A 7,419-nucleotide genomic window follows, 5' to 3' on the forward strand; every position below is an offset into this window, starting at 1 on the left:
TCCCCCGCCCCCGCCGTCTCCCCCCGCGAACAGGCGGCCCATGCCGCGCTCGAGAAGGCCCGCCACGCCGCCCGGGCCGTTCCCCCCGATCCCGCCGGCGCCCTCGAGCTGTACCGCAAGGCGCTCCTGGAAACCGTGGGCACTCCGCTCTACGCCGAGGCCCAGAAAGAGAGCGAAGAGCTGCGCTCGAAGGTGAAGGAGATCGTCGTTGCGGAACTCGAGGCGCTCGACCGCGAGGTCCGCGCCGCCTGCGAGAAGGAAGAATTCGGCCGCGCGGTCCAGATCCTCGAAAAGGCCCGCTCGAAGTATCCGACCGGCGAGTGGACCCAGGGAGTGGACCTGCGCCTGCGCGACGTCACCGTCAAGCACGCCTGGCCCGCCTTCCTCCCCCTGCGGGATCGGGCGCTCGACGCGCGGCGCCGCGGAGCGGAAGACGAGCTGCGCGCCCTCAAGGAGAGGGTGGCCCGCTGGGGCCTTCCGAGTTTCGCGACGGAGCTCGAGAAAACGCTGGCGGCCGCCGCGGAGAATCCCGCCGCGGCGTCCCCGACGCCCGCTCCCCCGCCGGAGCTCAAGCCGCCCAGCGAAGAAGCCCGCCTCTACCAGAAGTTCTGGCAGGAAGCGGCGCTCCTGGCGGCGGCGCGGGAGTACGACGCCGCGGTCGCGGCCCTGGAGCGCGCCGCCGAGCGCGTCCGCGAGCCCGACGTGGCGGGCGAGGCGCGCGCGGACCTCGAGTTCCTCCGCGGCGCGGCCGCGACGTGGCGCGAGGCCCTGGAAGCGCTCCTGCGCTGGCCGCCCGGAGAGCGGCTGCCGCTGGAGCACTACGACGAACTGGGTTCCCCCCGCAAGATCGAGGCGCCGCTCGTCCGCGCGGATGCCCAGGAGGTCGAGGTCATGCAGGGCGGGGCCGCCGTGCCCGTGGATCTGGGCGAGGTCACGGCCCGCTCGCTGGCGGAGATCCTCGCGCGCCTGGCGGGCTCGCGGCCGGCGGCGTCCCCGCGCGCGCTGGCCCTCTTCTGCCTCCTCGACGGGGACGTGGAGGCGGCCCGGCGGTTCCTGGGCGGACCTTCCGACCAGATCCCCTGGAAATACTGGGCCCTGGGGGCGCGGGTGGCGGACGAACGGGCCAATCCCGCTTCCGAGGCCGGCCGGCGCGAAATCGCCGCACGCCGGCTCTACTTCGCCGCCGAAATCGAGCGCCGCGCGCCCCGTACCCGCGGGGCCGCGATCGAAAAATACCGCACCCTCCTCAACGACTACGCCGACACCACCGTCGTCCGGCGCCGGCGCGTCCACATCGCCGCTCAGCGCGAAGCCGGCCGCGAATACGTCTTCCTCGCCGGGGACCTCGCGGCCGCGGGCACCTTCAAACCCGCCCGGGCGCCCAAGCTCGGGCCGTGCTGGACGTCCGAAGCGGAAAGCGATCCCCAGCAGGGACGGGAGAATACGCTCGACTTCTCCTTCTACGCGCTTCCCGACGCGTCCTACCGGTGCTGGGTCTATGTCGGCGGGTGCTGCCAGGAAACCTTCACCTTCTATTATCAGACCACCGACCTCACCGTGCCTCACCCCCAGACTCGCGAGATTCTCGCCGTGGACCCCGGCGGCAACGTCTCGGTGCCGGTGCGCGTCGGAATCCCCTTCCTCAAGCCCCGCCACGAGATGCACGGAGGGCCCAAGGAGCCCAGGCGCTGGGAATGGGTGGCGATTCCGCTGCCCCGCTACGCCTCGGCGGGCCTGAAGACCGTGCGCCTGCTCACCGAGGAGAAGGGCTTTTCCGTGGCCGCCGCGGTCGTGAGCGCCTCGCGGACGCAACCGCCGGTCGAATCCGAACTCCGGGCGTGGCTGCGGGCGGCCCAGCCGGAATCCTCCGGAGCGGAGGACCTGGCGGACGCTTCCCCGCGCGACCCCGCCCTCGTGGGACACTGGACGCTCGACGAGACGGGCCCCACCGCCGCCGACGCCTCCGGGAACGACAACACCGGAATCCTCGTCAACGAGCCGCGGCGGGCGCCGGGCCGGATCGGCGGCGCCCTGGCGCTGGACGGCCGCGACCGGTACGTCAATATCCCGGATTCCCCGACCTTGCGCAAACTCCAGGAGGGCGACTACACGATCGCCGTCTGGTTCCGGCCGAATTCCCGGCCTCCCGGCGCCGACGCCGCCGCTAACGACGGCTCCTACGCGATCGTCATGAAGGGGAGCCGCCCCGAAGGCCTCAAGTACGGCCCCGATCAGAAGTTCTCCATGGATCACTGGCTGGCGGACGGCACGGGCGTGGGCGTCTCCAGCGCGGGCGTTTATCCTCCCGGAGCGTGGTATCACGTCGCGGGCGTCGTGAGCCGCGCCGAAGGAACGATCCGCATCTACGTGAACGGAAAAGCCGACGGCGCGGTGCCCTTCCCCGCGGCGGCGACTCCTTTCGATTTCGGAACCGAGACCTGGAAGATCGGGATCGCTTCCCCCGGAGCCGCCACCCACCGCTGGGCCGCCGACGGGGCGGTGGACGACGTGCGCGTCTACGCCCGCGCCCTGGGACCCAACGACGTCCGCATCCTGGCGGGCGCCGCGGCCGGCGGCCCCCTCTCCGTCCAGATCACCAGCCCCGCCCCGGGCGAGCGCTTCGAGGCGGGCGCGACCCTGGCCATCTCCGCGAGCGTCGAAAACGGCGAAGGCCGCGTGGCCAAGGTCGAGTTCTACAACGGCAGCCTCCTTCTGGGAATGGACGCCACGTTCCCCTACGTCCTCCCCTGGAACAAAGTCCCTTCCGGCGTCTACACGCTCACGGCGCGGGCGGTGGACAAGTCGGGAGCGGTGTACGTCTCGCCGCCGGTGACGATCCGGGTGGGCAACGCGTCGCTCTACCGCGCGATCGATCTGGCCGGCCAGGCGGCGAAATTCGACGGCCTGGACTGGGAAGGACCCCAGGCGCGCAACCTCAGCGTCAAGGGCGAGGCGGCCGAGCCTCCCGAGGTGACGCTCGATCCCCCGGTGGCGGATCCCCGCTGGGCGTCCCTCCTGCGCACTTCCGTAGCCTCCAAAGAGGGCACGCATGTGGCCCTCAACCCGATGCCCAACGGCAGCTACCAGGTGTACCTCTACGTCTGGAACCCGCGGGGTCCGCAGAGCTACGAAATCCTCCTCAAAGGCCGGGTCGTCGGACGGTACACGGGCGGGCCGGCCGGGCGATGGGACAGGCTGGGCCCGTGGTTCGTCGACGTGACGGACGGCGCCCTCGACCTCGCGGCCCGCGGGGGGGAGGCGCACTTCTCGGCGCTCGAAGTCTGGCGCGTCACGCGCTGAACGTTCACTCGGCCGCGAAATCCCCCGGAGCGCCCGTTCCGTCCCCCGCCAGGTCCACGTCGCCGGGAAGAGGATCCCGCCGACCGTCGGGCCCCGCGCCGTGGAACATGACGTCCCCCCCCGAGCCGTTCCGCGCGGCCCCGCGCGCCACGACCCGCCCGAGATTCCGGATCACCGCCCCCACCGGAGTCCCCGAAACGGAGTCGCTGTCGAGCACGACGGCGAAGATTCCCAGCCGATCCGGAATGTGCCCCACCCCCGGTCCGCCGTTGTTCCGGGCGCTCCCGCCGGCGTCCCCGGGTCCCCCCGACACGTCCACGAGCGCCCCGGCCTCGAGCGTGATGTCGCCGCCCGCGCCGTCCGCGTCGTTATCCGAGCGCACCCCGAAGAAGCCGCCGCGCCCGCCCGTCCCGCCCGCTCCGCGCGCCGCGCCGCCGCGCGCCCGCACCTCCCCGGCCACGGAAACCGGACCGTCCGCCAGCACGATCTCGATCTCCCCGCCCTCCCCCGCCGCGGCCGTTCCGGTGGACTCCCCGCCGTCGGCCACCGCCGCCGAACCCGCGCGGAGCGTCACGGAGCCCGACGAGGACGCCGCCCCGAGCTCCACGCTCCCTCCCGATCCGCCGGGCGCCGCGCGATTCGGATCCGAGGCCGACCCGCCCCGCGCCCGCAAGGATGCCGCGCAGATCAGAGCTCCACCCCCCACGTCGCACAGAGCCGCGATCGTTCCGCCCGCCCCCGGCGCCTCGGCCGAGGCTCCTCCGTCGGCGGCGAGGACGCCGCCCAGAACCACGTCCCCTCGAAAAGCCGCCAGACGCAGTTCGCCCCCCGCGCCGCCGGCCGCCGAACCCGAACCGCCCGAAGCCGAGAGCGTGCCTTCCGCCGCCTCCAAGCGGTCCAGGGTGCTTCCCAAGCCGGCCGACCACTCGCCTCCCCGGCCGCCGGCGGACGTTCCCCCGCCCGCTTGAGCGCCCCCGCCCCGAAGATCCGCCGCTCCGGAAAAACGCACGACCGCGAACCCCTCGATGAGAACCCGGCCGCCCTGCCCCCCCGCCGCTCCCGCGCCGGCGGTGCGCGCCCAGCCCCCTCGGAGCGCCGCGGACGCCGAAAAGACGATCTCCCCGGACCCCGCCGCTTCAAGAACGCCCCCGTTCCCTCCCCGGGCCCCGTCCACGGAACTCCCACGGACCGATCCCCCCCGGGCGGACACGCGTCCCCCGAGGTGGACCGGGCCTGGAGCCGCCAGAAGGATTCTTCCGCCGTCTCCCCCCTGGGAGGTTCCGTCCTCCCCGTCCGCGCGAAGGGTTCCCGTCACCACGACCCGGGATCCCCGAAGCACGATCGCTCCGCCGGCGTCGCCGTCGTTCGCGCCGTCGAAGTTCTCCGCCTGAACCGTCCCGGTCACGTACACCGTTCCGCGCGGCGCCTGAAGCGTGAGGCCCTGAACCGCGCCTCCGGGATCGGCCGCCCGCAGCGTGCCCGCGACCACGATGTCTCCGTCCGTAGACGTGAGCGTCCGAACCGCGCCGGGGCCGGACGCCGTCACCGTCCCCTCGATGCGGAGGGTTCCCGAGCGGGTCACGTCGGCGGAGAGATCGGCGTCCGAGAGCGCCTGGCCTCCCGGAGGCGGCGCGGGGGGCGCCGGCGCGGCGGCGTCCTGCGCGATTCCGTGGAGCGCGGAGACGCGGACCGAGCCTCCCGGGCCTCCCGTCCCTTCCGGGCCCTCGGCGGGCCCCCCGTCGGCCGAAACGCCGGGTCCCCTCCAGTCGCCGTCGTCGAGGATCGTATGTGACGCGCCGTCCTCGCCGTCGTCTGCGCACCCCGCCAGTCCCGCCGCGGCCAGCACGGCCGCGATCCGGATCGCCTTCATGCGCCCTCCTCCCGCCGCCGACCTGAGGACACCCGACTCCAAGGGCCGTTACGCGGCGGACCGTAACGCGACCGAGGCATGCGGGTCAGCGGAATCGACATGAAGATCGCGCTGGCCCTCTGCCTGCTCGGGCCGTCCGCGGAGGAGGAGAAGCGGGACGTGCTCTGCCTTTACAATTCCCGCGAGGATCGTTCCACGCGCGCCTGCGAAATTCAGCTCTACGCCGAGGTGGTGCTGAACTACCTGGGCCTCGTGGCCACCTACCATGATGTCCACGACGGCCTCCCGGACGAGGACCAAATGGAGCGCTACCGCGGCATCCTCGTCTGGTTCATGGAGGGCCGGGTCCGAAGGACGCGGGACTACTGGCGGTGGATCGCGCGCCAGGCGAAGGCCGGCCGCAAGGTGGTCCTGGTCGGCAACCTCGGGGCCACGTACGCGACCCCTCCGGAGGTCGTCAACGAGGGGTTGCGCCCTCTCGGCCTGACCTATCGCGGCCTGGAAGTAGAGAACCCCGCGCTCATCGAGATCGTCCGCAAGGAGCCGCTCGTCGAGTTCGAGCGCACGCTCGACCGGGAGCTCGGCTGGTACGTGTGCATGAAAGCGGCTCCGCCCTGCCGCGTCTACCTTCGGGCGCGCCGCCGGGACGTGCCGGACAGCGAAAGCGACCTCGTCGTAACGGGCCCCTGGGGCGGCTTCGCGTGGATCCATGTCCATTATGATCCGCGGGTGAACCGGGACCAGTGGCGGATCAATCCGTTCGTCTTCTTCGCGGAGGCGTTCGGGGTCAAGCGGACCCCCAAGATGGACCTGGCGACCGCGATGGGACGCCGGATCTTCTTCGCCTCCGTGGACGGAGACGGACTGGGGAACCGCGTCCAGCCGGGACCGAAAACGGGACGCTTCTCGGGCGAGATCGTCCGGGACGACTTCATCCGGAGGATCGATCTCCCGATCACGGTGTCGGCGATCGCCGCGGATCTCGAGGAGCACGGCGAGCTGGCGCGTTCGATCCTGTCTCTTCCCAACGTCGAGCCGGCGGCGCACGGGTACTATCATCCCGTCAGCTGGCCCCGGCGGAAGCTCTCGTACCCGGGCCCCTTCTCGCTGGATCTCGAGGTGACCGAGGCCGTCCGGCGGATCGAGCGGACGGCCGGGAAACCGGTCCGCGCCTATCTCTGGACGGGCGACTGCGAGGTGCCCGAGGCGGCGATCGCGCGGTGCGACGCCCTCGGGATCGCCCACATGAACGGCCCGGACCAGGGGCGGCCCCAGAACCACACGTCCCTGACGAACCTCCGCGCGGCGACCCTTCGGCGCGGATCGCGCGTCCAGTTCAACCACCGCGGCGGATCGGAGAATCAGTTCACGGACCTCTGGACGCGCAACTTCTTCGCCTACCGGAACGTTCTGTGGAGCTACGAGCGGGCGGAGACGCCCTATCGGGTCACCCCGATCCACGTCTACTTTCACTTCTATGTCGTCGAGCAACCCGGCGGAGAAGCGGCCCTGCGCGAGATCTACGACTGGGTGCGCCGGCAGGAGATCTTTCCCATGACGGTCTCCGAATACGTGGCCTGGGTACGCGGGTTCTTCTCGGCGCGCCTGGAGCGCGCGGGCCCGGCGGCCTGGAGAATCCGGGACTACGGGGCCTGCCGCACGGTCCGGTTCGACGACGAGGGCGCGGAGGTGGATCTTTCTCGCTCGCGGAACGTCCTTGGATTCGCCCGCTCCGGATCCACGCTCTACGTGCACCTGGCGGCCGCGGAGGAGGCGGTCATCACCCTCGGGCGGGCGCCGCCGGGCGCCACCTGGCTCGTCGAGGCCAACGGCGACTGGCGGGACGGCCGGATCGTCGCGCGCACGGCCGCGCAGGCCACGTTCATGACGCCTCGCGGACGGGTGACGCTCCGGGCGGAGGGCCACGAGATGCCCGTGGACCTCCGATGACGGGCCCGGCTCAGATCGCCATCCGCTTGCTCGTGTCCCCGAACGAGGGGGCCCGGACCTTCATCCGGTCGAACAGGGACAGGAAAAGGCCGCACAGGGACCCGTTCGCCCGGAGGTGCCTTCCGCTGGCGATCGTGCCGCCGCCGCGGCCGGCCAGGAGAATGGGCAGGTCGTCGTGGTTGTGGCGGTTGCCGTCGCCGTTGCCGCTGCCGTAGACGATCATGACGTTGTCGAGCAGGCAGGTGCCGTTAGGCTCCTTCACCGCCTTCATCTTGCCGAGCATGTAGGCGAACTGCTCC

4 protein-coding genes are annotated in these 7,419 nt (G+C 72.1%); 2 read left to right on the plus strand and 2 right to left on the minus strand.

Going from position 1 to position 7,419, the window contains the following annotated elements:
- A partial coding sequence (locus VNO22_13190; GenBank protein ID HXG62326.1) for a LamG-like jellyroll fold domain-containing protein occupies positions 1 to 3,300 on the plus strand: 3,300 nt, incomplete at its 5' end.
- A gap of 4 nt (positions 3,301 to 3,304) precedes the next feature.
- Here VNO22_13190 and VNO22_13195 read toward each other — a convergent pair.
- Complete coding sequence (locus tag VNO22_13195) at positions 3,305 to 5,170, minus strand: hypothetical protein (protein HXG62327.1); 1,866 nt, start codon at positions 5,168 to 5,170, stop codon at positions 3,305 to 3,307.
- 99 nt (positions 5,171 to 5,269) lie between these two features.
- On the opposite strand from VNO22_13195, the gene VNO22_13200 reads away from it, so the two are divergent.
- On the plus strand, positions 5,270 to 7,120 hold the full coding sequence (locus tag VNO22_13200; GenBank protein HXG62328.1) for a hypothetical protein: 1,851 nt from the start codon (positions 5,270 to 5,272) through the stop codon (positions 7,118 to 7,120).
- Between the two features lie 10 nt (positions 7,121 to 7,130).
- Here the strand turns inward: VNO22_13200 and VNO22_13205 are convergent.
- On the minus strand, positions 7,131 to 7,419 hold a 289-nt coding region (locus VNO22_13205), incomplete at its 5' end, for a hypothetical protein (protein ID HXG62329.1).

Source organism: Planctomycetota bacterium (genome assembly GCA_035574235.1).
In the GTDB taxonomy this organism is placed as follows: Bacteria; Planctomycetota; MHYJ01; order MHYJ01; family JACPRB01; genus DATLZA01.

Coding starts and splice junctions, on each gene's coding strand:
- VNO22_13195 (HXG62327.1), bottom strand. CDS start 5,170: ATGAAGGCGATCCGGATCGCGGCCGTGCTGGCCGCGGCGGGACTGGCG.
- VNO22_13200 (HXG62328.1), top strand. CDS start 5,270: ATGAAGATCGCGCTGGCCCTCTGCCTGCTCGGGCCGTCCGCGGAGGAG.